Source organism: Escherichia sp. E10V10 (assembly GCF_004211985.1).
Classification (GTDB): domain Bacteria; phylum Pseudomonadota; class Gammaproteobacteria; order Enterobacterales; family Enterobacteriaceae; genus Escherichia.
Genome location: NZ_RHJO01000002.1, coordinates 334342 through 358642 on the forward strand (window position 1 = coordinate 334342; position 24301 = coordinate 358642).

Below are 24301 nucleotides of genomic sequence, written 5' to 3' on the forward strand. Positions count from 1 at the left end.
TTATCCGACCTACACACAGCACTGAACTCGTAGGCCTGATAAGACGCGGCAGCGTCGCATCAGGCAATGCTGTTATTGTCGGATGCGGCGTGAACGCCTTATCCGACCTACACACAGCACTGAACTTGTAGGCCTGATAAGACGCGGCAGCGTCGCATCAGGTAATGCTGTTATTGTCGGATGCGGCGTGAACGCCTTATCCGACCTACACACAGCACCAAACTCGTAGGCCTGATAAGACGCGGCAGCGTCGCATCAGGCAATGCTGTTATTATCGGATGCGGCGTGAACGCCTTATCCGACCTACACACAGCACTGAACTTGTAGGCCTGATAAGACGCGGCAGCGTCGCATCAGGCAATGCTGTGTATTACCAGATGCATATTTAAATCCACCACAAGAAGCCCCATATATGAAAAACGCAACGTTCTACCTTCTGGACAATGACACCACCGTCGATGGCTTAAGCGCCGTTGAGCAGCTGGTGTGTGAAATTGCCGCAGAACGTTGGCGCAGCGGTAAGCGCGTGCTCATCGCCTGTGAAGATGAAAAGCAGGCTTACCGGCTGGATGAAGCCCTGTGGGCACGTCCGGCAGAAAGCTTTGTTCCGCATAATTTAGCAGGAGAAGGACCGCGCGGCGGTGCGCCGGTGGAGATCGCCTGGCCGCAAAAGCGTAGCAGCAGCCCGCGCGATATATTGATTAGTCTGCGAACAAGCTTTGCAGATTTTGCCACCGCTTTCACAGAAGTGGTAGACTTCGTCCCTTATGAAGATTCTCTGAAACAACTGGCGCGCGAACGCTATAAAGCCTACCGCGTGGCTGGTTTCAACCTGAATACGGCAACCTGGAAATAATGGAAAAGACATATAACCCACAAGATATCGAACAGCCGCTTTACGAGCACTGGGAAAAGCAGGGCTACTTTAAGCCTAATGGCGATGAAAGCCAGGAAAGTTTCTGCATCATGATCCCGCCGCCGAACGTCACCGGCAGTTTGCATATGGGTCACGCCTTCCAGCAAACCATCATGGATACCATGATCCGCTATCAGCGCATGCAGGGCAAAAACACCCTGTGGCAGGTCGGTACTGACCACGCCGGGATCGCTACCCAGATGGTCGTTGAGCGCAAGATTGCCGCAGAAGAAGGTAAAACCCGTCACGATTACGGCCGCGAAGCTTTCATCGACAAAATCTGGGAATGGAAAGCGGAATCCGGCGGCACCATTACCCGTCAGATGCGCCGTCTCGGCAACTCCGTCGACTGGGAGCGTGAACGCTTCACCATGGACGAAGGCCTGTCCAATGCGGTGAAAGAAGTTTTCGTCCGTCTGTATAAAGAAGACCTGATTTACCGTGGCAAGCGCCTGGTAAACTGGGACCCGAAACTGCGTACCGCTATCTCTGACCTGGAAGTAGAAAACCGCGAATCGAAAGGTTCGATGTGGCACATCCGCTATCCGCTGGCTGATGGCGCGAAAACCGCAGACGGTAAAGATTATCTGGTGGTTGCGACTACCCGTCCGGAAACCTTGCTGGGCGACACCGGCGTGGCCGTTAACCCGGAAGACCCGCGTTACAAAGATCTGATTGGCAAATATGTCATTCTGCCGCTGGTTAACCGTCGTATTCCGATCGTGGGCGACGAACACGCCGATATGGAAAAAGGCACCGGCTGCGTGAAGATCACTCCGGCGCACGACTTTAACGACTATGAAGTCGGTAAACGTCACGCCCTGCCGATGATCAACATCCTGACCTTTGACGGTGATATCCGTGAAAGCGCCCAGGTATTCGATACCAAAGGTAACGAATCTGACGTTTATTCCAGCGAGATCCCGGCAGAGTTCCAGAAACTGGAGCGTTTTGCTGCACGTAAAGCAGTCGTTGCTGCGGTTGACGCGCTCGGCCTGCTGGAAGAAATTAAACCGCACGATCTGACCGTTCCTTACGGCGACCGTGGCGGTGTAGTTATCGAACCGATGCTGACCGACCAGTGGTACGTGCGTGCCGATGTACTGGCGAAACCGGCGGTTGAAGCGGTTGAGAACGGCGACATTCAGTTCGTACCGAAGCAGTACGAAAACATGTATTTCTCCTGGATGCGCGATATTCAGGACTGGTGTATCTCTCGTCAGCTGTGGTGGGGTCACCGCATTCCGGCATGGTACGACGAAGCGGGTAATGTTTATGTTGGCCGCAACGAAGACGAAGTGCGTAAAGAAAATAACCTCGGTGCTGATGTTGCCCTGCGTCAGGACGAAGACGTTCTCGACACCTGGTTCTCTTCTGCGCTGTGGACATTCTCTACCCTTGGCTGGCCGGAAAACACCGACGCCCTGCGTCAGTTCCACCCAACCAGCGTGATGGTATCTGGTTTCGACATCATCTTCTTCTGGATTGCCCGCATGATCATGATGACCATGCACTTCATCAAAGATGAAAATGGCAAACCGCAGGTGCCGTTCCACACCGTTTACATGACTGGTCTGATTCGTGATGACGAAGGTCAGAAGATGTCCAAATCCAAGGGTAACGTTATTGACCCGCTGGATATGGTTGACGGTATTTCGCTGCCAGAACTGCTGGAAAAACGTACCGGCAATATGATGCAGCCGCAGCTGGCGGACAAAATCCGTAAGCGCACCGAGAAGCAGTTCCCGAACGGCATTGAGCCGCACGGTACTGACGCGCTGCGCTTCACCCTGGCGGCGCTGGCTTCTACCGGTCGTGACATCAACTGGGATATGAAGCGTCTGGAAGGCTACCGTAACTTCTGTAACAAGCTGTGGAACGCCAGCCGCTTTGTGCTGATGAACACGGAAGGTCAGGATTGCGGCTTCAACGGCGGCGAAATGACGCTGTCGCTGGCGGATCGCTGGATTCTGGCTGAGTTCAACCAGACCATCAAAGCGTACCGCGAAGCGCTGGACAGCTTCCGCTTCGATATCGCCGCAGGCATTCTGTATGAATTCACCTGGAACCAGTTCTGCGACTGGTATCTGGAGCTGACCAAGCCGGTAATGAACGGTGGCACCGAAGCCGAACTGCGCGGTACTCGCCATACGCTGGTGACCGTGCTGGAAGGTCTGCTGCGCCTCGCGCATCCGATCATTCCGTTCATCACCGAAACCATCTGGCAGCGTGTGAAAGTACTTTGCGGTATCACTGCCGACACCATCATGCTGCAGCCGTTCCCGCAGTACGATGCGTCTCAGGTCGATGAAGCAGCACTGGCCGACACCGAGTGGCTGAAGCAGGCGATCGTGGCGGTACGTAACATCCGTGCAGAAATGAACATCGCCCCGGGCAAACCGCTGGAGCTGCTACTGCGTGGTTGCAGCGCGGATGCAGAACGTCGCGTAAATGAAAACCGTGGCTTCCTGCAAACGCTGGCGCGTCTGGAAAGCATCACCGTGCTGCCAGCCGATGACAAAGGCCCGGTTTCCGTTACCAAGATCGTCGACGGTGCAGAGCTGCTGATCCCGATGGCTGGCCTCATTAACAAAGAAGATGAGCTGGCGCGTCTGGCGAAAGAAGTGGCGAAGATTGAAGGTGAAATCAGCCGCATCGAGAACAAGCTGGCGAACGAAGGCTTTGTAGCGCGCGCACCGGAAGCGGTCATCGCGAAAGAGCGTGAAAAGCTGGAAGGTTATGCGGAAGCGAAAGCGAAGCTGATTGAACAGCAGGCAGTTATCGCCGCGCTGTAATCAACACTGTGAAGAAAACGAAGGCCGGAGCATGCTCCGGCCTTTTTATTTAGATAAACGGAACATACGGCATAATACCGCGAGATATCCACATTAACGGACCGCTATCCTGCGGTTTGTCATCATTGGTTAACTCCAGCGAATCAAGATCGCCCTGGACATGGGTATTGTTAGCAATCCAGCTAACCATCCACATTTTCAGCCAGGGATAAGCCAGACCACAGGTAATTGAGGACCCCATTAATACCGCCAACATGCGCAAAAGCATACCGATCGCGGTAACAGATGAATGAAAACGAATAGTGCCATTTGCCAGCGTCAGGTTATTCAAAAACAGATTGCGTAACGTGACATAGAGATAACTGGCAAACACAAGGATCGCGACAAAATACAGGAAATAAGAAGCCATAATCTGCGGGTAATATTGTAATACAAGCTCACTGCCAGCATCAGACCTACCCAACATGGTCATCATCATTAACTGCTGAAATACTGGCGCAATCATAATACCAATCACAATGATGAAAGGAACCATGGTTAATATTGCGAGCATACAACCTTTAATGCATTCTTTTACGTTGACCTTAATGGAAAATTGATGGACACCAAAAGTCGCGTTATTACCCAGTAATGGCATCCACTTGCTATAGGTAATACCGTTGATAACACCCAGTCCGATGACGGAAAGCAAACTTAAGACCACTAAGTTAAAGAATAACCCACCTATCGATGTCGTCACTTGCGCAATAAGGTACAGTACGAGCCAAAAAGCTAATGCCAACAGAACAGGCAGACCTAACATAACCCACCATGCACGGAGCATTGAGCAGTTAAAGCCAAAGCGAATACCATTCAGCGAGGTCATGTTCGCCTGATACTGCAGACTCTTCACTGCCATGCAAGGAATACCGCAGATCAAGAGAGCAAACAGGAGAAAAGCAAGAACAAAGTGTTGGCCTGCAAAACAAGAAATACTGAAAAAATAAACGATCATAATAAGCAACATGCTAACAAAAATGGCACCACCTGTTCCCTTATAACTAAATGGTTGCCCCTTGAGTGTAACATGCTGATAAATATAACGACGGCATTTCACTAATGCCCACGGCCCATATATTCCCAGAGTAATAATTGTCAGTAAAAAATTCACAAGACAAATAAGAAAATACTCACCACCCTTGCCTATAAAAACAAATGCGTGACGAGGATTATCTTTCCCGACGTTTACACCATTCATGAACTATATCCCTAAAATAAATTCCATTCATATAGATAATAATTCCAGTCAATTGATACTGGACCATCTAGAATACGCTTTATCTAAGCGATATATGCTTAATATTTTCTGATTTATCTTCTTCTTGCACCACCAAAGCGAGGGTGGTATTAAAGGGAGCTATAAATCATACATTTGAAATTGAGCTATGCTATGAATGTTGTCGTTTCCCCCGCGCTCCGTTTGCGCAAACTTACCGCCGCCGATAATCCCGCCATCGCCAGCGTCATCCGCCAGGTGTCCGCAGAATACGGTCTTACCGCTGATAAAGGCTATACCGTCGCCGATCCCAATCTCGACGAATTGTATCAAGTGTATAGTCAGCCCGGTCATGCCTATTGGGTAGTTGAGCACAATGGCGAAGTGGTGGGCGGCGGCGGGATTGCGCCATTAGCAGGTAGTGAATCGGACATTTGCGAACTGCAGAAAATGTATTTTCTTCCTGCTATTCGCGGCAAAGGGCTGGCGAAAAAACTGGCCTTAATGGCGATGGAGCAGGCACGAGAAATGGGCTTCAAACGCTGCTATCTGGAAACGACTGCTTTTTTGAAAGAAGCGATTGGTTTGTATGAACATTTAGGTTTTCAACATATCGACTATGCACTTGGCTGCACGGGCCATGTTGATTGTGAAGTGCGGATGTTGCGCGAACTCTAAAAAAATGCCCGCTAGTGTGTGCTATCGGGCATTTTAATCAATTAATTAATGGCGAACACCGTCATCGTCTTCGTCGACATAATCTTCATCGTCGCCATCTTCGCCGTTAGGATCTTCAAAATAAGTCCCCCAACCGTCGTACTCAACGTCGAATTTCTCTGCCAGGTTCATCAATTGCTCAACCTGGGCATCGATCAGATCGGCATTCAACGCGCATTCGCTGACGATGTCACAGCAAATTACGATATCCCCATCTTCCACTTCCAGCTCTTCCGGATCGGTCACTTCGTAACCGAGTTTAAACGCTTCAACCGCTGCTTTTTCCAGGGTTTCCAGATCGTCTGCGGAAAGGTGATGTTCGATGGTGTACAGCGCGTCCGGATCGCTGCCATCTTCCAGTAATTCTTCAATAATCAAACGTGTTTCTTCACGCTGTTCTTCGAGTTGTTCCGGGTTTGCCATGACTTATTCCTCTTAATGTCCTGCTGATACTCTTATTGTCACACACCACTGACATTGCCTCCACCTTTGTGACAAAGTTTTATGCTTTAGGCTTGCAAATGAATATTCATACATATAAATTGAATTTTAATTCATTATGGCGTAAGCCACAGGAGGGATCTATGTCCGGGTTTTATCATAAGCATTTCCTGAAATTACTTGATTTCACGCCAGCTGAACTAAACACCTTGCTCCAGCTAGCCGCTAAACTAAAAGCAGATAAAAAAAGCGGTAAAGAAGAAGCCAGACTTACTGGTAAAAACATCGCGCTCATCTTCGAAAAAGACTCAACCCGTACCCGATGCTCTTTCGAAGTTGCCGCATATGACCAGGGCGCTCGCGTCACTTATCTCGGCCCAAGCGGCAGCCAGATTGGTCATAAAGAGTCAATTAAAGATACCGCCCGCGTGCTTGGCCGCATGTATGACGGTATTCAGTATCGCGGCTATGGTCAGGAGATTGTCGAAACACTGGCGGAATACGCTGGCGTCCCGGTATGGAATGGGCTGACCAATGAGTTCCACCCCACGCAACTGCTGGCAGATCTGCTGACCATGCAAGAACATTTACCGGGTAAAGCGTTTAATGAGATGACGCTGGTCTACGCCGGAGATGCCCGCAATAACATGGGCAATTCGATGCTCGAAGCTGCGGCGCTTACTGGTCTGGATTTGCGTCTGGTGGCGCCACAGGCATGCTGGCCGGAATCTTCGCTGGTTACGGAATGCCGCGCCCTGGCACAACAAAATGGCGGGAATATTACCCTGACAGAAGATGTCGCGACTGGCGTTAAAGGTGCTGACTTTATCTATACCGATGTATGGGTGTCGATGGGTGAAGCAAAAGAGAAATGGGCTGAACGGATTGCATTGCTGCGTGATTATCAGGTGAATAGCAAGATGATGCAGTTAACTGGTAACCCGGAGGTCAAATTCCTCCACTGCCTGCCCGCGTTTCATGATGACCAAACAACGCTTGGCAAAAAGATGGCTGAAGAATTTGGCCTGCATGGTGGGATGGAAGTAACGGACGAGGTTTTCGAATCTCCTGCCAGCATTGTTTTTGATCAGGCGGAAAACCGTATGCATACTATCAAAGCGGTAATGGTCGCTACGCTTGCCAAATAATTTCAGTACCGGAGGCGGCTTCACGTCGCCACCGGCAGGTACTCGCTTAAGCCATCAGCATCTTAACAACCGCTTTGCGAACCTGAGCAGGCTCACCCACTGCGCACAGCGGTTTATGCACTTCACCCGGATAAAACACAACAAAATCGCCTTCATTAAGGATAACTGTTTTCTCTTCAATACCTTCAGGCAAAAAGGCGATGTCTTTATCAGCTAACCAGTCAGTATCCGGCGTACCCGCAGGCTGTGTGCTAAAAGTCATTCCTTCCTGCCCTTTTAACACAATCTGGATGTCGAGATAGCGGGCATGATACTCCGCGCGACGCGCTTCATACGGCTCAGTCATATCTTCAGAGATAAGATAAAACAGACGGTTGCCTTCGATATCATGCTTACCTTTTGGCGTTTCTGCCGTAACGTGCATTTTGATATGTTCAATGGCCTGGCGTAACTCTTCTGGCAACCACGGCTGGAGATTATGAATATTTCCGATGATCATCTTTTCACTCCTCAATTAAAACAATGTTTCATTTCTCTCGTTATACGTAATTCCTTACTGCCATACCAGCATTTTTTGCTGTCCGATTGCACCAAAGCATGTTTTCCTGCCCGCTTACCACAAAAACAAGCATTGTTAAAAACTCAATTTTAAAGCATATAAATTCACTACAATCGTTTACCTGCGTAATTTTTTGCATCAATCGCTTGATCCCACTTTCTGGCTGAGTATAATGCCGGACAATTTGCCGGGAGGATGTATGGTTCAGTGTGTTCGACATTTTGTCTTACCGCGTCTGAAAAAAGACGCTGGCCTGCCGTTTTTCTTCCCGTTGTTCACCTATTCCCAGCCCCTCAATCGAGGGGCTTTTTTTTGCCCAGGCGTCAGGAGATAAAAGATGGCTAATCCGCTATATCAAAAACATATCATTTCCATAAACGACCTTAGTCGCGATGACCTTAATCTGGTGCTGGCGACAGCGGCGAAACTGAAAGCGAACCCGCAACCAGAACTGTTGAAACATAAAGTGATTGCCAGTTGCTTCTTCGAAGCATCAACCCGCACTCGCCTCTCTTTCGAAACCTCGATGCACCGCCTGGGCGCTAGTGTGGTGGGATTCTCTGACAGCGCAAACACCTCACTGGGAAAAAAAGGGGAAACGCTGGCTGATACCATCTCGGTTATCAGCACTTACGTCGATGCGATTGTGATGCGCCATCCACAGGAAGGTGCGGCACGCCTGGCAACCGAATTTTCCGGCAATGTACCGGTACTGAATGCCGGTGATGGCTCCAACCAACATCCGACGCAAACCTTGCTGGATCTGTTCACCATTCAGGAAACTCAGGGACGTCTTGACAATCTTCGCGTCGCAATGGTCGGCGACCTGAAATATGGTCGCACCGTTCACTCCCTGACCCAGGCGCTGGCGAAGTTCGACGGCAACCGTTTTTACTTCATCGCCCCGGATGCGCTGGCAATGCCGCAGTACATTCTGGATATGCTCGATGAAAAAGGTATCGCCTGGAGTCTGCATAGTTCCATTGAAGAAGTGATGGCGGAAGTGGACATTCTGTATATGACTCGCGTGCAAAAAGAGCGTCTGGACCCGTCCGAATACGCCAACGTAAAAGCGCAGTTTGTCCTGCGCGCCAGCGATCTCCACAACGCCAAAGCCAATATGAAAGTGCTGCATCCGCTGCCGCGTATTGATGAAATTGCGACGGATGTCGATAAAACGCCGCACGCCTGGTACTTCCAGCAAGCAGGCAATGGGATTTTCGCTCGCCAGGCGTTACTGGCACTGGTTCTGAATCGCGATCTGGTACTGTAAGGGGAAATAGAGATGACACACGATAATAAATTGCAGGTTGAAGCTATTAAACGCGGCACGGTAATTGACCATATCCCCGCCCAGATCGGTTTTAAGCTGTTGAGCTTGTTCAAGTTAACAGAAACCGATCAGCGCATCACCATCGGTCTGAACCTACCTTCCGGCGAGATGGGCCGCAAGGATCTGATCAAAATCGAAAATACCTTTTTAAATGAAGATCAAGTAGACCAACTGGCACTGTATGCGCCGCAAGCCACGGTAAACCGTATCGACAACTATGAAGTGGTCGGCAAATCACGCCCCAGCCTGCCGGAACGTATTGATAATGTGCTGGTCTGCCCGAACAGCAACTGTATCAGCCATGCAGAACCGGTTTCTTCCAGCTTTGCCGTGAGAAAACGCGCCAATGATATTGCGCTCAAATGCAAATATTGTGAAAAAGAGTTTTCGCATAATGTGGTGCTGGCCAATTAATTGCGGTTGGTAATAAATGTCAGGCTCCCTATAATGAGCCAGACTTTTTACCGCTGTAATAAAGGAGAAATCATGAGCAAAACTATCGCGACGGAAAATGCACCCGCAGCTATCGGTCCGTATGTTCAGGGCGTTGATCTGGGCAGTATGATCATCACTTCCGGTCAGATCCCGGTAAACCCGAAAACTGGCGAAGTACCGGCAGACGTCGCTGCACAGGCGCGTCAGTCGCTGGATAACGTAAAAGCGATCGTGGAAGCGGCAGGTCTGAAAGTGGGCGATATCGTTAAAACCACCGTGTTTGTGAAAGATTTGAACGATTTCGCAACCGTAAACGCCACTTACGAAGCGTTCTTCACCGAGCACAATGCCACCTTCCCGGCACGTTCTTGCGTTGAAGTTGCACGTCTGCCGAAAGACGTGAAGATTGAGATCGAAGCGATCGCTGTTCGTCGCTAATCTTGATGGAAATCCGGGCTATCATGCCCGGATTAAGTCTGATGACAAAAGCAAAATCGCCTGATGCGCTACGCTTATCAGGCCTACGTGATTCCTGCAATTTATTGAATTTGTAGGCCGGATAAGGCGTTTACGCCGCATCCGGCATGAACAAAGCTCACTTTGTCTGCAATCTGAATCCGGGCCACCATGCCCAGTTAATTCTTTACTGCCAGCCGTAACGACGACTATAAACCCCTTTAACCAACTGCGTTAACACCATATACCCTGCCAGAATCGCAATCAGCCACGGGAAGTAACTTAACGGCAGTGCCTGCAGTTGCAGATAACCAGCCAGCGGTGAAAACGGCAACGCGATCCCCACGACTATCACAATCGCGGTCATCGCCATTAATGGCCACGACGCACAACTCTGAATAAACGGCACACGGCGGGTGCGGATCATATGCACAACCAGCGTTTGCGACAGTAATCCCACCACAAACCAGCCCGACTGGAACAGCGTTTGCGTTTCCGGCGTATTGGCATGAAATACCCACCACATCAGGCAAAACGTCAGAATATCGAAGATCGAGCTGATCGGTCCGAAGAAGATCATAAAGCGGCCAAGATCCGCCGGATTCCAACGCTGCGGCTTTTGAATTTGCTCGTCATCAACGTTATCAAACGGGATCGCTACCTGCGATACATCGTACAGTAAGTTCTGGATCAGTAAGTGCAATGGCAACATCGGCAGGAAGGGCAAGAAAGCACTCGCCACCAGCACGCTGAACACATTACCGAAGTTAGAACTTGCCGTCATTTTGATGTATTTCAGCATGTTGGCAAAAGTTCGGCGTCCTTCAATAACCCCCTCTTCCAGTACCATCAGGCTTTTTTCCAGCAGAATGATATCAGCCGCTTCACGGGCAATATCTACCGCCCCGTCCACAGAAATACCGATATCCGCAGCACGTAAGGCGGGCGCATCATTAATACCATCGCCCATAAAGCCAACCACATGCCCTTCGCGCTTCAGTAAGGTCACGATGCGTTCCTTATGCATCGGCGTCAGGCGGGCAAACAACGTGGTACGCTGCGCGAGATTTGCCAGTTCGTCGTCAGATAGCGTTTCAATATCACTACCAATTACCACCTCTCCCGCATCTAGTCCCACTTCATGGCACACTTTCGCCGCCACTAATTCACTGTCGCCAGTAAGGATTTTGACGGTAATTCCACTCGCTTTTAATGCCTTCAGTGCCGGAGCGGTTGTCTCTTTTGGCGGATCAAGGAAAGCAATATATCCTTCGAGGATCAGGTCGGATTCATCCGCCCGCTGGTAATCTCCTTCACGTGCTGGCAGGTATTTCGTCGCCACCGCAACCACGCGCAGCCCCTGACGATTCAGCGTATCGGTTACCCGCTTAATCTTACGCAGCATGGTGTCATCGAGCGGAACAATCGCGCCATTGTGACGCACCTGCGAACACACATTGAGGATTTCCTGCAATGCGCCTTTGCACACCAGTTGATGGTGTTCGTCATTTTCTGCCACTACCACCGACATCCGGCGACGCTCAAAATCAAACGGAATCTCATCAATTTTTTGCCAACGACTGGCCAGCGAGCGCGCTGACTCTTCATCCGTACCTTCGAGCACCGCTGTATCAAGCAGGTTTTTAAGTCCGGTCTGGTAATGGCTGTTCAACCACGCGCTATGCAGCACGCGCTCACTGGTTTTACCGGAGATATCGGTATGATTCTCCAGCACAATTTTATCTTGCGTCAGGGTGCCTGTTTTATCAGTGCACAGAATATCCATTGCACCAAAGTTCTGAATCGCATCCAGATGTTTGACGATCACTTTCTGTTTCGACAGTTTTACCGCACCACGCGCCAGCGTCGAGGTGACAATCATCGGCAACATTTCCGGCGTTAAGCCTACCGCTACCGAAAGCGCGAATAGCGCCGCTTCCCACCAGTCGCCTTTGGTGTAACCGTTGATCAACAGCACTACGGGCGCCATCACCAGCATAAAGCGAATCAGCAGCATACTGACGCGGCTGATCCCTTGCTGAAACGCATTCGGCTCGCTTTCCTGCTCGCTGACACGCCCCGCCAGTTGACCAAACCAGGTGTTGGCACCTGTGGCAATCACCATTGCTTGTGCCGTACCGCTCACCACGGTGGTGCCCATAAAACACAGGGTATCGCACTCCAGCGGATTGCTGTGCTCTGGCTGGCGAGTGGTTGCGGCTTTTTCCACGGGCAGAGACTCACCGGTTAATGACGCCTGAGCGACGAACAGATCCCGCGCCTGCAAAATACGTAAATCTGCCGGGATCATATCCCCCGCCGCCAGTTTAATAATATCGCCAGGCACCAGCTGGTCGATCGGGATCTCCAGCCAGCCATTTTCGCCTTTGTCGTTAATTACACGCAGCACCGTCGCAGTATTACTGACCATCGCTTTCAGGGCATCTGCTGCTTTGGTGGAGCGCGCTTCCTGAATAAAGTTCAGCAACGTAGAAATAGCGACCATTAACGCAATAACGCCCGCGGCAAATAAATCTTCCGTGGCGTAAGAAATGCCGCCGAGGATCGTGAGCAAAATATTAAAGGGGTTGCGATAACAGACCCACAAATGTACCCACCACGGCGACGGTTGTTGCGCGGGTAGTTTATTTTCACCGTGTTGTTCGCGGGCTAATTCCACTTCCGCCTGATTTAACCCTTCTGGATGCGTGCCGAAGGTTTTCCATAATTCCTTTTCTGGCATCACCGCCATTTTCAGGCAATGCGCGCTTAAGGAAGGCGGGATCGGAATATTCGCTGTCTGTTGCGCACCAGGCAACGGATCGCGATGGACCAGACGAGAAGGTAAATAGCGAATGAGCCGGGTAAAAATTTCTTTAAACATAGGAAGTCCCTCCGCACCCTGTAAGCATGGTGCAGAAAATATCTTCAGGCGTCGCAAAGCCTTACCTGAAGGTAATAAACATGAGCTGGGACGTTAAAACGTCACGGCCTTACACATCCGGTAATGCCGTGAAAAGACAGGCTTACCGGAAAAGTTTTAATCTCCGTCGAGGGAGAGGCGTGGGATCAGGTTCCATAAAACCTCCGGTAAGTGAAAAAAGCGCCGCAAATAATAAGGAGAATCCAATAATATTCGTAGCATTTATGCCGATATAATATCTGCAAGCAACTAAACCAACGATAAACCAGACTTTACCCATTGCTGAATGCGTGGGTAAAGTTAGGCTCAAATAATTAAACGCAAATTACGGGACAACAGGATGCAAAATCGGCTGACCATCAAAGACATTGCTCGTTTAAGCGGCGTGGGGAAATCCACGGTTTCCCGAGTGCTGAATAACGAAAGTGGCGTGAGTCAGCACACGCGCGAGCGCGTGGAAGCAGTGATGAATCAGCATAGATTTTCCCCTTCCCGATCCGCGCGTGCTATGCGTGGGCAAAGCGATAAAGTGGTTGCTATTATCGTCACCCGTCTGGATTCGTTATCAGAAAATCTCGCCGTTCAGACGATGCTGCCGGCATTCTATGAACAGGGTTACGATCCGATCATGATGGAAAGCCAGTTTTCGCCACAGCTGGTTACTGAACATTTAGGCGTTCTGAAACGTCGCAATATTGACGGAGTGGTACTGTTCGGTTTTACCGGCATAACGGAAGAAATGTTAGCTCACTGGCAATCATCTCTGGTACTGCTGGCGCATGACGCAAAAGGTTTTGCTTCGGTCTGTTATGACGACGAAGGGGCGATTAAGATTCTGATGCAATGCCTCTACGATCGGGGGCATCGCAATATTAGTTATCTTGGCGTACCGCACAGCGACATTACCACTGGTAAGCGGCGTCATGAGGCTTATCTGGCATTCTGCAAAGCACATAAACTACATCCCGTCGCCGCCCTGCCCGGCCTGGCCATGAAGCAAGGTTACGAGAACGTGGCAAAAGTGATTACGCCAGAAACCACTGCGTTGCTGTGCGCAACCGACACGCTGGCGCTCGGGGCATGTAAGTACCTGCAAGAGCAACACATCGACACCCTGCAACTGGCGAGCGTTGGTAATACGCCGTTAATGAAGTTTCTCCATCCGGAGATCGTCACCGTTGATCCAGGCTACGCCGAAGCCGGACGTCAGGCTGCCAGCCAGTTGATCGAACAGGTAAACGGACGCAGCGAACCTCAACAAATCGTCATCCCAGCAGCCCTTTCCTGAGAGTTACCTTCTACCAGATTTATCCAAAGAGTGTTCAGAACACTACTGGCAGCTTCTGATGTATAGCTTTGAAGAAACCTAACCACAACTCTGTGCCACGACATTACGGTCTTTTGAGGTTGTCTGGTGGTTTCAGAGATAATCCTTCTCCAGACCATGCTAAAGCGAGTATTTCCGGGGACTTACCGGGTAGTATATTGTTTTTGTTGATTTTATAACCAGAAAATCATCAAAAAATTTACACATCGCTCTAGCGCCCGCCATCCGTACTCTCTGCTTTTTACTTTGAGCTAAATCAAAAAAAACGCAAACATCCTTAATGCAAAGCACTATATATAGACTTTAAAATGCATCTCAACCCAATATGTTGTATCCATCGTCTAAACTTGCAACAAGATACACGTCAACGAAGCCGACACAATTGTGGATAAAGCGAATTGGGATTGCAGTAAATCCCCGTAACAAGAGCTGAATAAACCGGGGCGCACTTCCCAACTTTCTGTGGATAACCTGTTCTTAAAAATATGGAGCGATCATGACACCGCATGTGATGAAACGAGACGGCTGCAAAGTGCCGTTTAAATCAGAGCGCATCAAAGAAGCTATTCTGCGTGCAGCTAAAGCAGCGGAAGTCGATGATGCAGATTATTGTGCCACTGTTGCCGCTATCGTCAGCGAGCAAATGCAGGGGCGTAACCAGGTAGATATCAACGAAATCCAGACCGCTGTTGAAAACCAACTGATGTCTGGCCCGTACAAACAACTGGCCCGTGCATATATTGAGTACCGTCACGATCGCGACATTGAACGTGAAAAACGCGGTCGTCTGAACCAGGAGATCCGTGGCCTGGTCGAGCAGACTAATTCCTCGCTGCTCAATGAAAACGCGAATAAAGACAGTAAAGTCATTCCGACCCAGCGTGACCTGCTGGCCGGGATTGTTGCTAAACACTATGCACGTCAGCACCTGCTGCCGCGTGACGTGGTGCAGGCACATGAACGTGGTGATATCCACTACCACGATCTCGATTACTCGCCGTTCTTCCCAATGTTCAACTGCATGTTGATCGACCTGAAAGGCATGCTGACGCAAGGCTTTAAGATGGGGAATGCCGAGATTGAACCACCGAAGTCGATCTCTACGGCTACCGCAGTAACTGCGCAAATTATTGCTCAGGTCGCCAGCCATATTTATGGTGGCACCACCATTAACCGTATCGACGAAGTTCTGGCGCCGTTTGTCACCGCCAGCTACAACAAACACCGTAAAACTGCGGAAGAGTGGAGCATTCCTGACGTCGACGGTTACGCTAACTCTCGTACCATCAAAGAGTGCTACGACGCATTCCAGTCGCTGGAATATGAAGTAAATACCCTGCACACCGCCAACGGTCAGACGCCGTTTGTGACCTTTGGCTTTGGTCTGGGTACCAGCTGGGAATCGCGCCTGATTCAGGAATCTATCCTGCGTAACCGTATCGCGGGCCTGGGTAAAAACCGTAAAACCGCCGTGTTCCCGAAACTGGTGTTCGCAATTCGCGATGGCCTGAACCATAAAGTGGGCGATCCGAACTACGACATCAAACAACTGGCGCTGGAGTGCGCGAGCAAGCGCATGTATCCGGATATCCTGAACTACGATCAGGTAGTGAAAGTCACCGGTTCGTTTAAAACCCCGATGGGCTGCCGCAGCTTCCTCGGCGTGTGGGAAGACGAAAACGGTGAGCAGATCCACGATGGACGTAACAACCTCGGCGTGATCAGCCTGAACCTGCCGCGCATTGCTCTGGAAGCGAAAGGCGATGAAGCCACCTTCTGGAAGCTGCTGGATGAACGTCTGGTGCTGGCGCGTAAGGCACTGATGACCCGTATCGCCCGCCTGGAAGGCGTGAAAGCGCGCGTAGCGCCGATCCTCTATATGGAAGGTGCCTGCGGCGTACGTCTGAATGCAGACGATGACGTGTCTGAAATCTTCAAAAATGGTCGAGCGTCTATCTCGCTGGGTTACATCGGTATCCACGAAACCATTAACGCGCTGTTCGGCGGCGAGCATGTTTACGACAACGAGCAGCTGCGTGCGAAAGGTATTGCGATTGTTGAACGTCTGCGTCAGGCGGTGGATCAGTGGAAAGAAGAAACCGGCTACGGTTTCAGTCTCTACAGTACGCCGAGTGAGAACCTGTGCGACCGCTTCTGCCGTCTCGATACCGCCGAGTTTGGCGTGGTGCCGGGCGTGACCGATAAAGGTTACTACACCAACAGTTTCCACCTTGATGTGGAGAAGAAGGTGAACCCGTACGACAAGATCGACTTTGAAGCGCCTTACCCGCCGCTGGCGAACGGTGGTTTCATTTGCTACGGCGAGTATCCAAACATTCAGCACAACCTGAAGGCGCTGGAAGATGTCTGGGATTACAGCTATCAGCATGTGCCGTATTACGGCACCAACACGCCGATCGATGAATGCTACGAATGTGGCTTTACCGGCGAGTTTGAGTGCACCAGCAAAGGCTTCACTTGTCCGAAATGTGGTAACCATGACACCTCCCGTGTGTCGGTAACTCGCCGCGTGTGCGGATATTTAGGTAGTCCGGATGCGCGTCCGTTTAACGCTGGCAAGCAGGAAGAAGTTAAGCGCCGCGTTAAACATTTAGGAAATGGGCAGATCGGTTGATCTCCACGCTGCGTTAAGCAATGCCGGATGTGATGTGAAAGCGTCGCATCCGGCGTTGATTGCCGGATGCGGCGTAAACGCCTTATCCGGCCTACAAATTCCAGACTGTAGCAACGGCTGTAGGCCCGATAAGACGCGACAGCGTCGCATCAGGCATTGATTGCCGGATGCGGTGTAAACGCCTTATCCGGCCTACAAATCCTACAAATTCCAGACTGTAGCAACGGCTGTAGACCTGATAAGACGCGACAGCGTCGCATCAGGCATTGATTGCCGGATGCGGCGTAAACGCCTTATCCGGCCTACACGCGGACTGATAAGCCAGGCGAAATATGAACTTCCATCAATACTATCCTGTCGACATCGTCAACGGCCCCGGCACTCGTTGCACCCTGTTTGTCTCCGGGTGTGTTCATGAATGCCCCGGTTGCTATAACAAAAGCACCTGGCGGGTAAATTCCGGTCAGCCATTTACCAAAGAAATGGAAGACCAGATCATCAACGATCTGAACGACACTCGCATCAAACGCCAGGGCATTTCCCTCTCCGGCGGCGATCCGCTGCATCCGCAAAACGTGCCGGATATTCTGAAACTGGTACAACGCATCCGTGCCGAATGTCCGGGTAAAGACATCTGGGTGTGGACAGGGTATAAACTCGACGAACTCAACGCTGCACAAATGCAGGTTGTTGATTTGATTAACGTGCTGGTTGATGGCAAATTTATGCAGGATTTAAAAGACCCTTCCCTGATCTGGCGCGGCAGCAGCAACCAGGTGGTACACCATTTGCGTTAATCACTCTTCCAGCCGTTTATCCGCATCTTCATAAACGGCTGAGTTCTCTCTCTTACCAATAGCTATCACCAACACGAGCAACTCTTTATCGTTAACCTGATAAACCAGGCGATATCCCAGAGTGCGAAGCTTAATTTTGTAGCTGTCCGGTAAATCCCGCAGTTTAGCCGATGGATTGCGCGGTCTTTTCAGCACATCCTCAAGCTTTTTTTTAAATTGTTCCCGGACTGTCACGCCCAGTTTTTGCCACTCTTTCAGCGCTCGCGGATCAAAGGCCAGCTCATAGTTCATCCAGTCGGACCTTAATGGCCTCTTGTGGGTTGGCCAGTCGTTCCCTGACAGTGCGTAACAAGGCTTCTTCACTATCACTGACAGTGAGCGTTTTTACCGGCATTCGCCCATTTTCCGCAACGTACTGAAACAGCAGCCGTACGGCTTCGGTAGGCGTGATATTTAATTTTTCCAGCACCGCATAAGCCTCATTTTTCAGTTTGTCATCCAGGCGGACGTTAAGTGTGGCCATTATGCCTCCGGTAATTATGAAAAGTGTAATGCATTATAGCATTACATATGCATTACATTCATTTCTGGAAAACGCCTCGCAAAAATGGCGGCGACACGCAGAAATATGCCGTAGTGAAGAGAGATTTGGCGGTGATTTTACGAAGGGAGAGGAGAGCATTGGGCGGCGACGTTTCACCGCCCAATGAGGAATTAACGATACTTCTTGTGATATGAATTGCGGGTCGTTTTCAGTTGCTCTGCGGCGGCCTGCGCTTCTTTTACTTTACCTTCATTAGCCAGCTTCAGCGCGTCGTCAATCTGGCCAACCAGAATGTCGAAACCGTGGCGGAAGTCTTTCATTTCCGGGCTGTCTGGCGATTTTCCTTCCAGCTTCGGCGGCGTTGCTTTTTGCGCATCCAGCGCCGCGGCACGCATTTTGGTTAACGCGTCTTTGACTTGCGCCGCGTTATCCGCTTTTTCGACCACTTTTAAATTGTCGTTGAGGGTTTCCATATTGTCTTCCAGCTCAGCGGCAAACGACACCGAACTGAATACCAACGAGGAGACTGCAAGAATAGCTAACAGGCTTTTACGCATTGCTCACTTCCTTTTTTATTTACACTTCATCCTTCACACTGCCTCATCGACGGCTACGCTCATTCGCCCGAGTCACGTACTACGAGTACGCTCCCCGGCCCTCATTCACTTTCCGTCTCGATGCAGTGCGAATGATTTTGTGTAATTTTTTAGTTTATAGCGCGGCAGGTCGCGCCAGTTTTTTTACTGTCCGGCGATTTTCATCTCCGGCAACAGCACAGAACCACACTGTATATTACTGCGTGTTTCAATATCGTTACCGACGGTGACAATATTGCGCCACATATCTTTTAAATTACCTGCGATGGTGATTTCGCTAACCGGATACTGAATTTCGCCGTTTTCTACCCAGAAGCCCGCCGCACCACGGGAATAATCACCGGTAATTGCACTCACGCCCTGGCCCATCAATTCCGTCACCACCAGCCCAGTGCCCATCTCTTTGAGCATCTGCTCGAAGCTTAGACCTTGTCCGGCAATGCGCCAGTTGTGAATACCGCCCGCATGTCCGGTGCTTTTCAGCCCCAGTTTGCGCGCCGAGTAGCTGGTCAGCAGCCACTGAGTCAGGATGCCATCTTTAATAATGTCGCGACGTTCGGTACGAACACCTTCGCTGTCGAATGGCGTCGACGCCAGCCCTTTCAGCAGATGCGGATGCTCTTCAATGGTCAGCCAGTCTGGCAGAATTTGTTTACCCAGCGAGTCGAGCAGGAAGGTGGATTTACGGTAAACCGATCCACCCGCTATCGCCCCAACCAGATGCCCAAAAAGCCCGGTTGCCACTTCATTGGCAAAAATGACCGGCGCTTTCATGGTGGAGAGTTTACGCGGTGACAGGCGCGATAAAGTACGGCGAGCGCAGTCGGCCCCGACCCACTCTGGCGTTTGTAGATCGCTCATCGCGCGGCCAATGGTGTAGGCATAATCACGCTCCATATCGCCATTTTCTTCGGCAATCACGCAACTGGAGAGCGAATGACGCGTTGAGCAGTAGCCTTGCAACATACCGTGGCTATTACCGAAAACTTTGACACCGTAGTGGCTGTTAAAACTGCCGCCTTCGGTATTGGTAATGCGTTTATCCGCCTGTAATGCCGCCTGTTCAGCACGGGCCGCCAGTTCAATGGCTTCGTCTGGAGAAACTTCTGCGGGGTGGAACAAGTCAAGATCCGGCGCGTCGAAAGCCAGCAGCTCTTTGTCTGCCACGCCTGCATACGGATCTGGCGAAGTGTAACGCGCAATATCCAGCGCCGCCTGTACGGTGCGGGCAATGGCCTGCGGGCTTAAATCGGTGGATGATGCGCTACCTTTGCGGTTCTGGTGATAAACGGTTATCCCCAGCGCGCCATCGCTATTGAATTCGACATTCTCCACTTCACCATAGCGCGTGCTAACGCTAATGCCGGTGGTCTTGCTGACGGCAACTTCCGCACCGTCCGATTTGCCTGAGGCCAACTCCAGCGCAGTCGAAACTGCTTCTTCCAGAATCTTGCGCTGCGCTTCAACTTGAGAGATTACTTTCATTGCAAGTGCCATAATGTAGAGAGTTTCTCTGAAGTCTAACAGAGAACCGTTTTTCAGTGCGCATCTTAACTGGTAACATTAGCCTCTTTTTTTAAGGAGCCTGACATGACTAAGCAGCCCGAAGACTGGCTCGACGACGTTCCCGGTGATGACATCGAAGACGAAGACGATGAAATTATCTGGGTCAGTAAAAGTGAAATTAAACGTGACGCCGAGGAGCTAAAACGCCTGGGCGCAGAAATTGTTGATCTGGGGAAAAACGCGCTGGATAAGATCCCGTTAGATGCGGATCTGCGTGCGGCTATTGAGTTAGCCCAGCGTATTAAGATGGAAGGTCGCCGCCGCCAGTTGCAGCTCATTGGCAAGATGCTGCGCCAACGCGATGTAGAACCTATCCGTCAGGCGCTGGATAAGCTGAAAAACCGCCACAACCAGCAGGTGGTGTTGTTCCATAAACTGGAAAACCTGCGCGATCGCCTGATCGATCAAGGGGATGACGCCATCGCTGAAGTATTGAATCTGTGGCCAGATGCCGATCGTCAGCAGCTGCGAACTCTGATCCGCAACGCGAAGAAAGAGAAAGAAGGGAATAAGCCGCCGAAATCCGCACGCCAGATTTTCCAGTATCTGCGCGAGCTGGCAGAGAACGAAGGGTAATTTTCGTTGTTGATGTGAGTATGGTTTGCCGGATGCAGTGCACCGCCAGATCTGTAGGCCTGATAAGACGCGTCAAGCGTCGCATCAGGCGCTATGCTCAAATGCCGGATGCGGCGTCAACGCCTTATCCGGCCTACACCCCTGTAGGCCTGATAAAACGTCTCAGGATTACTGCGCAGCTTCCGCTTTCTTCGCCAGACCATCCAGCAGTTTCTGATGGATCCCACCAAAACCGCCGTTGCTCATCACCAGAATATGGTCGCCAGGCTGAGCGGTTTTCACCACCATTTCTGCCAGCGCATCAACATCTCCACTCCAGTGCGCAGGCTGAATACATGCTTCTGCCACTTCTGCTACCTGCCACGGAATATGTGACGGTTGCAGCAGGAAGACTTCATCGGCACGACCTAATGACGGAGCCAAATCATCTTTGCAGACTCCCATCTTCATGGTGTTGGAACGCGGCTCAAGCACGGCAATAATACGCGCCGTACCGCCAACTTTGCCGCGCAGCGCCGCCAGCGTTGCCAGAATTGCCGTTGGGTGATGGGCAAAATCGTCATACACCGTCACGCCGTTAGCTTCGCCACGCAGTTCCAGGCGGCGACGGGCATTGATAAACAATCCCAGCGCGTTAGCAGCATCAGCCGGTGCGATGCCAACATGACGGGCCGCAGCAATCGCCATCAAACCATTGTGCATATTATGTTCGCCCACCAGCGACCATTTCACTTCGCCCACTTTTTCGCCATCCAGCAAGACTTCCCATTCGGAAGCGTCAGTGGTCAGCTTTTTCGCCTGCCAGTGACCTTGCTCGCCCACCAGCTCCTGCTCACTCCAGCAGCCCATCGCCAGGGTTTGTTTCAGGTTGATGTCGTTTTCCGGCCAGATAATACGCCCCTGACCAGGAACAATACGCACCAGATGGTGGAATTGTTTCTGAATCGCTTTCAGGTCGTCGAAGATATCGGCGTGGTCGAACTCAAGGTTGTTGAGGATCAGCGTTCGCGGGCAGTAATGAACAAACTTAGAGCGTTTGTCGAAGAAGGCGCAGTCATACTCGTCTGCTTCGATAACAAAGAAGTCGCTTTCGCCCAGGCGTGCAGAAACGTCAAAGTTCCCCGGGACTCCACCGATCACAAAACCTGGTTTATAGCCGCACTGTTCCAGAATCCAGGTCGCCATTCCCGCCGTGGTGGTTTTACCGTGTGTACCGGCAACGGCCAGCACCCAGCGGTCGCGCAGCACAAAATCGTGCAACCACTGCGGACCTGACATATATGGAATGTTTTTTTCCAGTACCGCTTCCACACACGGATTTCCACGGGTCATGGCGTTGCCAATAATCACCAGATCTGGCTGAGGATCGAGCTGGTTGGCATCATAACCCTGAATCAGTTCAATGCCTTGCTTCTCAAGTAAGGTGCTCATCGGCGGATACACATTGGCGTCCGACCCCGTTACTTCATGGCCCAACTGACGCGCCAGAATCGCCAGACCGCCCATAAACGTGCCACAAATTCCTAATATATGAATGCGCATACGTCACTATCCTTTTTTAATCTACCGTTCATTTTACGCATATGTCGGGCAACAGAGAAACGCATTTCAGGATAATCCGTAATTTGCTGGCGCGATTCACCTGAGCGCAACATTGAGATTATTTGTTAAGATTATTGCGGTCGCTTTACTCCATAAACATTGCAGGGAAAGTTTTATGAAAACGTTAGGTGAATTTATTGTCGAAAAGCAGCACGAGTTTTCTCATGCTACCGGTGAGCTCACTGCTTTGCTATCGGCAATAAAACTGGGTGCCAAGATTATTCATCGCGATATCAACAAAGCTGGACTGGTTGATATCCTGGGTGCCAGCGGTGCTGAGAACGTGCAGGGCGAGGTTCAACAAAAACTCGACTTGTTCGCTAATGAAAAACTGAAAGCCGCACTGAAAGCACGCGATATTGTTGCGGGCATTGCATCCGAAGAAGAAGATGAGATTGTCGTCTTTGAAGGTTGTGAACACGCAAAATACGTTGTGCTGATGGATCCGCTGGATGGCTCGTCCAACATCGATGTTAACGTCTCTGTCGGTACCATTTTCTCCATTTACCGCCGCGTTACACCGGTCGGCACGCCGGTAACTGAAGAAGATTTCCTCCAGCCTGGTAACAAACAGGTTGCTGCAGGTTACGTGGTATACGGCTCCTCTACCATGCTGGTTTACACCACCGGATGCGGTGTTCACGCCTTTACTTACGATCCTTCGCTCGGCGTTTTCTGCCTGTGCCAGGAACGGATGCGCTTCCCGGAGAAAGGAAAAACCTACTCTATCAACGAAGGGAACTACATTAAGTTTCCGAACGGGGTGAAGAAGTATATTAAATTCTGCCAGGAAGAAGATAAATCTACCAACCGTCCGTATACCTCACGTTATATCGGCTCGCTGGTCGCGGATTTCCACCGTAATCTGCTGAAAGGCGGTATTTATCTCTACCCAAGCACTGCCAGCCACCCGGACGGCAAACTGCGTTTGCTGTATGAGTGCAACCCGATGGCATTCCTGGCGGAACAAGCGGGCGGTAAAGCGAGCGATGGCAAAGAGCGTATTCTGGATATCATCCCGGAAACCCTGCACCAGCGCCGTTCGTTCTTCGTCGGCAACGACCATATGGTTGAAGATGTCGAACGCTTTATCCGTGAGTTCCCGGACGCGTAATGGTCTAAAAACGCCGGATGGTTCCGGCGTTTTTGCGTTTTAATTAACAAAAGTTAATTTGACTCGTTTAGAGACACGGAAATAGGGAATCCAGATCGCCATATGAATGATATTTTTCAGCACACCCCATGCGTCTAAAGGCTCAATTGTGGCATGAAGAAACTGTACTGCTCCCCAAATATCAGCAACATTAAATACGAAGAGAGACAGAAGAAGGGCAATATAGTAGTGCGGAAGCTGGCGTTTCTTTTTAAAAAACAAAAAAGTAGTATAACTTACCAACAGAAATACCATGGCAAATCCAACCACTTCCAGATACAGCAGAGTTCTGAGCGGTTCTTCCTGATTGCCCTGAACAAGCCCCCATGTTTGTATAAAAGAATAGATGCTCGAAATAATCACCAGCACTAAAGAAATAGCAGGTAAATACAACCAACCGCCAATTCCCATAAGTTTTTTATCCGCACAACTTTTACAATAATCGTCAGGTGGTAAAACAGCCACACCACAGTTTTTGCATGTTGTCCTTAAATCCTCGCCTTCCTTTGCCCACATAAAAATATCCT

Annotated in this window: 24 protein-coding genes and 1 pseudogene; 13 read left to right on the forward strand and 12 right to left on the reverse strand. The window is 50.5% G+C overall.

Annotation, left to right across the window (positions count from 1 at the left end; translation table 11 throughout):
• The first annotated feature begins 412 nt into the window (after nt 1-412).
• Both holC and valS read left to right on the forward strand, forming a co-directional pair.
• On the forward strand, nt 413-856 hold the full coding sequence (gene holC / locus D9736_RS05990) for a DNA polymerase III subunit chi (protein WP_000786399.1): 444 nt from the start codon (nt 413-415) through the stop codon (nt 854-856).
• A complete protein-coding gene (gene valS / locus D9736_RS05995) occupies nt 856-3711 on the forward strand; it encodes a valine--tRNA ligase (protein WP_000416385.1) in 2856 nt (951 codons plus the stop codon). The genes holC and valS overlap by 1 nt, the downstream gene beginning before the upstream one ends.
• 49 nt (nt 3712-3760) lie before the next feature.
• On the opposite strand, the gene D9736_RS06000 is transcribed toward valS, so the two are convergent.
• The gene (locus D9736_RS06000; RefSeq protein ID WP_130257924.1) at nt 3761-4948 is read right to left on the reverse strand and encodes a DUF898 family protein; all 1188 of its coding nucleotides are present in this window, start codon (nt 4946-4948) and stop codon (nt 3761-3763) included.
• A gap of 192 nt (nt 4949-5140) precedes the next feature.
• On the opposite strand from D9736_RS06000, the gene D9736_RS06005 reads away from it, so the two are divergent.
• Nucleotides 5141-5644, forward strand: a complete 504-nt coding sequence (locus D9736_RS06005) for a GNAT family N-acetyltransferase (protein ID WP_130206082.1) — start codon at nt 5141-5143, stop codon at nt 5642-5644.
• Nucleotides 5645-5689: 45 nt separating this feature from the next.
• Here the strand turns inward: D9736_RS06005 and rraB are convergent, their stop codons facing one another.
• Nucleotides 5690-6106: a ribonuclease E inhibitor RraB gene (gene rraB, locus D9736_RS06010; RefSeq protein WP_130206080.1), complete on the reverse strand. Its 417-nt coding sequence runs from the start codon at nt 6104-6106 to the stop codon at nt 5690-5692.
• Between the two features lie 161 nt (nt 6107-6267).
• On the opposite strand from rraB, the gene argF reads away from it, so the two are divergent.
• Nucleotides 6268-7272, forward strand: coding sequence for an ornithine carbamoyltransferase (gene argF / locus D9736_RS06015; protein ID WP_130257925.1), 1005 nt, complete (start codon nt 6268-6270; stop codon nt 7270-7272).
• A gap of 46 nt (nt 7273-7318) precedes the next feature.
• Here the strand turns inward: argF and tabA are convergent, their stop codons facing one another.
• Both tabA and D9736_RS23560 read right to left on the reverse strand, forming a co-directional pair.
• Nucleotides 7319-7771 (reverse strand): toxin-antitoxin biofilm protein TabA, encoded by a 453-nt coding sequence (gene tabA, locus D9736_RS06020; protein WP_130216649.1) that lies wholly within the window; start codon nt 7769-7771, stop codon nt 7319-7321.
• 196 nt (nt 7772-7967) lie between these two features.
• Nucleotides 7968-8051 (reverse strand): annotated as a pseudogene (locus tag D9736_RS23560) (hypothetical protein); the annotation flags it as partial.
• Here D9736_RS23560 and pyrL point away from each other — a divergent pair.
• The 4 genes from pyrL (at nt 8031) to D9736_RS06045 (ending at nt 10037) form a co-directional block, all read left to right on the forward strand.
• Nucleotides 8031-8165 (forward strand): pyr operon leader peptide, encoded by a 135-nt coding sequence (gene pyrL / locus D9736_RS06030; RefSeq protein ID WP_032341226.1) that lies wholly within the window; start codon nt 8031-8033, stop codon nt 8163-8165. The pseudogene D9736_RS23560 and the gene pyrL sit on opposite strands and share 21 nt — an antisense overlap.
• A gap of 3 nt (nt 8166-8168) precedes the next feature.
• Nucleotides 8169-9104: an aspartate carbamoyltransferase gene (gene pyrB, locus D9736_RS06035; RefSeq protein WP_000013052.1), complete on the forward strand. Its 936-nt coding sequence runs from the start codon at nt 8169-8171 to the stop codon at nt 9102-9104.
• A 12-nt stretch (nt 9105-9116) separates the two neighbouring features.
• A complete protein-coding gene (gene pyrI, locus D9736_RS06040) occupies nt 9117-9578 on the forward strand; it encodes an aspartate carbamoyltransferase regulatory subunit (RefSeq protein WP_097748119.1) in 462 nt (153 codons plus the stop codon).
• A gap of 72 nt (nt 9579-9650) precedes the next feature.
• Nucleotides 9651-10037: an enamine/imine deaminase gene (locus tag D9736_RS06045; RefSeq protein ID WP_000047542.1), complete on the forward strand. Its 387-nt coding sequence runs from the start codon at nt 9651-9653 to the stop codon at nt 10035-10037.
• A 205-nt stretch (nt 10038-10242) separates the two neighbouring features.
• On the opposite strand, the gene mgtA is transcribed toward D9736_RS06045, so the two are convergent.
• On the reverse strand, nt 10243-12939 hold the full coding sequence (mgtA, locus tag D9736_RS06050; RefSeq protein ID WP_130257927.1) for a magnesium-translocating P-type ATPase: 2697 nt from the start codon (nt 12937-12939) through the stop codon (nt 10243-10245).
• Nucleotides 12940-13081: 142 nt separating this feature from the next.
• Nucleotides 13082-13135, reverse strand: a complete 54-nt coding sequence (mgtL, locus tag D9736_RS06055) for a mgtA regulatory leader peptide MgtL (protein ID WP_001387276.1) — start codon at nt 13133-13135, stop codon at nt 13082-13084.
• Nucleotides 13136-13291: 156 nt separating this feature from the next.
• Between mgtL and treR the strand changes: the two genes are divergently transcribed.
• The 3 genes from treR (at nt 13292) to nrdG (ending at nt 17737) form a co-directional block, all read left to right on the forward strand.
• Nucleotides 13292-14266 (forward strand): trehalose operon repressor TreR, encoded by a 975-nt coding sequence (treR, locus tag D9736_RS06060; protein ID WP_276319958.1) that lies wholly within the window; start codon nt 13292-13294, stop codon nt 14264-14266.
• 535 nt (nt 14267-14801) lie between these two features.
• Entirely contained in the window at nt 14802-16940 is a 2139-nt protein-coding gene (gene nrdD, locus D9736_RS06065) for an anaerobic ribonucleoside-triphosphate reductase (RefSeq protein WP_130216657.1), read from the forward strand.
• A gap of 332 nt (nt 16941-17272) precedes the next feature.
• A complete protein-coding gene (gene nrdG / locus D9736_RS06070; RefSeq protein ID WP_064530204.1) occupies nt 17273-17737 on the forward strand; it encodes an anaerobic ribonucleoside-triphosphate reductase-activating protein in 465 nt (154 codons plus the stop codon).
• On the opposite strand, the gene D9736_RS06075 is transcribed toward nrdG, so the two are convergent.
• The 4 genes from D9736_RS06075 to pmbA form a co-directional block, all read right to left on the reverse strand.
• The gene (locus tag D9736_RS06075) at nt 17738-18028 is read right to left on the reverse strand and encodes a type II toxin-antitoxin system RelE/ParE family toxin (protein ID WP_130257928.1); all 291 of its coding nucleotides are present in this window, start codon (nt 18026-18028) and stop codon (nt 17738-17740) included.
• A complete protein-coding gene (locus D9736_RS06080; protein WP_000212715.1) occupies nt 18018-18260 on the reverse strand; it encodes a type II toxin-antitoxin system RelB/DinJ family antitoxin in 243 nt (80 codons plus the stop codon). Before D9736_RS06080 ends, D9736_RS06075 begins: the two co-directional genes overlap by 11 nt.
• 191 nt (nt 18261-18451) lie before the next feature.
• Nucleotides 18452-18838 (reverse strand): cytochrome b562, encoded by a 387-nt coding sequence (gene cybC, locus D9736_RS06090; RefSeq protein WP_130206066.1) that lies wholly within the window; start codon nt 18836-18838, stop codon nt 18452-18454.
• A gap of 183 nt (nt 18839-19021) precedes the next feature.
• Nucleotides 19022-20374 (reverse strand): metalloprotease PmbA, encoded by a 1353-nt coding sequence (gene pmbA / locus D9736_RS06095; RefSeq protein ID WP_032230414.1) that lies wholly within the window; start codon nt 20372-20374, stop codon nt 19022-19024.
• 93 nt (nt 20375-20467) lie between these two features.
• On the opposite strand from pmbA, the gene yjgA reads away from it, so the two are divergent.
• Nucleotides 20468-21019 carry a ribosome biogenesis factor YjgA gene (gene yjgA / locus D9736_RS06100; protein WP_000166270.1) on the forward strand — a complete coding sequence of 184 codons (552 nt, stop codon included), beginning with the start codon at nt 20468-20470 and terminating at the stop codon, nt 21017-21019.
• A gap of 168 nt (nt 21020-21187) precedes the next feature.
• On the opposite strand, the gene mpl is transcribed toward yjgA, so the two are convergent.
• Nucleotides 21188-22561, reverse strand: coding sequence for a UDP-N-acetylmuramate:L-alanyl-gamma-D-glutamyl-meso-diaminopimelate ligase (gene mpl / locus D9736_RS06105; RefSeq protein WP_130216663.1), 1374 nt, complete (start codon nt 22559-22561; stop codon nt 21188-21190).
• A gap of 175 nt (nt 22562-22736) precedes the next feature.
• Here mpl and fbp point away from each other — a divergent pair, with 175 nt between their 5' ends.
• A complete protein-coding gene (gene fbp / locus D9736_RS06110) occupies nt 22737-23735 on the forward strand; it encodes a class 1 fructose-bisphosphatase (protein WP_000853753.1) in 999 nt (332 codons plus the stop codon).
• Nucleotides 23736-23774: 39 nt separating this feature from the next.
• Here the strand turns inward: fbp and D9736_RS06115 are convergent, their stop codons facing one another.
• Entirely contained in the window at nt 23775-24290 is a 516-nt protein-coding gene (locus tag D9736_RS06115) for a DUF2569 domain-containing protein (protein ID WP_130257929.1), read from the reverse strand.
• Between the last annotated feature and the right edge of the window lie 11 nt (nt 24291-24301).